The organism is Moorena sp. SIO3I6 (genome assembly GCF_010672095.1).
Genome location: NZ_JAAHHU010000867.1, coordinates 1 through 2,052 on the forward strand (window position 1 = coordinate 1; position 2,052 = coordinate 2,052).

3 protein-coding genes are annotated in these 2,052 nt (G+C 41.6%); 1 reads left to right on the forward strand and 2 read right to left on the reverse strand.

The window, feature by feature from the left end; all coding sequences use genetic code 11:
• Positions 1 to 1,145 precede the first annotated feature (1,145 nt).
• Positions 1,146 to 1,358 carry a hypothetical protein gene (locus tag F6K49_RS43750; protein WP_293039993.1) on the reverse strand — a complete coding sequence of 71 codons (213 nt, stop codon included), beginning with the start codon at positions 1,356 to 1,358 and terminating at the stop codon, positions 1,146 to 1,148.
• Positions 1,359 to 1,387: 29 nt separating this feature from the next.
• Between F6K49_RS43750 and F6K49_RS43755 the strand changes: the two genes are divergently transcribed.
• Positions 1,388 to 1,732 (forward strand): hypothetical protein, encoded by a 345-nt coding sequence (locus F6K49_RS43755; protein WP_293108057.1) that lies wholly within the window; start codon positions 1,388 to 1,390, stop codon positions 1,730 to 1,732.
• Between the two features lie 6 nt (positions 1,733 to 1,738).
• Here the strand turns inward: F6K49_RS43755 and F6K49_RS43760 are convergent.
• Positions 1,739 to 2,052 (reverse strand): Uma2 family endonuclease (locus F6K49_RS43760; protein ID WP_293108060.1); only part of this gene is annotated, 314 nt, incomplete at its 5' end.

The following is a 2,052-nucleotide window of genomic DNA, read 5'->3' on the forward strand; positions in this document are numbered from 1 at the left end:
TACAATAGTTATTGAAACATTATAGCGTTTCTTAAGAAGTCAGAATTCAGTGCGTAGGGTGGGCAAAATGATATTATCTAGAATTGTTAAAAGAACCAAAGGGTTTTTGCCCACCCGACAAGCTTTGCTGACTGGCGCGTAGCGCTATACCTAATTGCAACACTGAGATGCACCTAACCAGTCCTGCCATGTGAGAAAATTGTACTCGTTTATTAGCAACAAGTACTAGTTAATGAGAAACTAGTACTTGTTAAGAAGAAACCGATACCCGTTTGTTACACACCAGTACTGATTTTTGTAAACGAGTACTGGTGTGTGAGAAATTAGTACTCGTTAGGAAGAAATGGGTACTGGTGTGTGAGAAATGATTACCTGGTCTGGTGTATTGTTAACCCTTGAGCCTTATAGCCCTATTGCCTATTGCTTACTCCCTGCTCCCTAAAAGCCCAGACGTTGTACCTAACAGCAATTGCAAACCGCTGTATTGATAATTGTGATATTTTTGCCATCATGGAAGTAACTCCTATTTAGGTGGGAGGAAAACCGCGCTGGCCTCGCTTAATGGTTTTAACCAGCGCGGTTATTAGTCTCAGTCTCAATATCTATAGTATAGATAAATCCTGAAAAAGATGCAAGGGGTAATTTATTTTTTTGACATTTATTTACAAATACTAGTGTTAGGGATTGATGCACTCAATTATGGATAAATTATGATAGCAATGTAAGTCTAGTTTAGGACATTTTTTTTATTTAAAAGGTAACAATAACGTAAGTATTCAGCAATCAGCTATCAGTTTAAGCGCTACGCGCACGCTACGCGAACAGCTATCAGCTAATGCGCACGCTACTAGATCGGTGCTTTTGAATAAGCGATGCAGCGCTAAATTTCTGGGGGGGTTTCCCCCCCTTGGCCAAGGGTTTGGTCTGATAGCATAGGATCACATCCGAAAGTTTCGGATATTCTTCTGACATAGGTCATTGAAATAGCTGTGGATAGTATTTCTACGGCTATTTTTTTTTAGAATTGATAATTTAGAATTGATAATTAAGAATTTAGAATTTAGAATTTAGAATTAAGAATTGAGAATTGATAATTAAGAATTGATAATCGGGAAGAGTGTGGTGCGGGGAGTGTGGGAGTTTTATTATTTAGCGTTATGTAAGCATTCAGCTTCGATGTAAGCTAACATTTCCTCAAATTGTGAATCGTCCTGATATTTTCCAGCCAATTTTAGCCAAGGATTTTCTTGAACTTCTAATTCGTTCTGGAGTACATTAAATACAGCTTTTTTTCCCTCTAAAGGTAATTGCTTTACTAACATGATGACTTGCTCAACTGTTATATCTAAGGTAGGCATACCGATGACGTCACGTTGTAAATTTATACTTGTTTTATTATAGTTTCAGTGGCTGGAACGGGCATGTTGGTGGCATGGGCATGTTGGTGGCATGGGCATGTTGGTGGCATGGGCATGTTGCTGTGGAATGGGCATGTTGGTGGAACGGGCATGTTGGTGGCATGGGCATGTTGGTGGAATGGGCATGTTGGTGGCATGGGCATGTTGGTGGCATGGGCATGTTGGTGGAATGGGCATGTTGGTGGAATGGGCATCTTGCCCGTTATCAATCTTTGGCGAGCCGGTCTCTAAGCCACCCTACGCAATTCCCGACTCCCTACTCCCGACTCCCGACTCCCTGCTCCCTACTCCCTACTCCCTATTCCCTTTCCTAGATCCAATTACCAAATACTGCTTAAATCCAAAACAAAACCAGGGAGAACCTCTTCTCCAGATAGAGTTGTCGGAAATTCTAAAATTTCTACTGGTTTCCCCTGACGATAACTCTCAATTCGCCTATTTTCCCGATCGATTAACCAACCCAAACGGGCTCCATTTTCTTGATACTCCTGCATTTTTGCTTGTAGCGATGCAGCGCGGTCTTGGGGGTTTCCCCCATGAGCGACTGCATCAAGACATCTCTTGAGAGAATCAGTAGGAGAGCGCAACTCAACCACAAAATCAGGACACAAAGGCACAAACTTTTGTTTTTGCT

What these genes read in the sequence shown, in the direction of transcription:
- F6K49_RS43750 (WP_293039993.1), bottom strand. Translation starts at nt 1,358, where the DNA reads ATGCCTACCTTAGATATAACAGTTGAGCAAGTCATCATGTTAGTAAAG.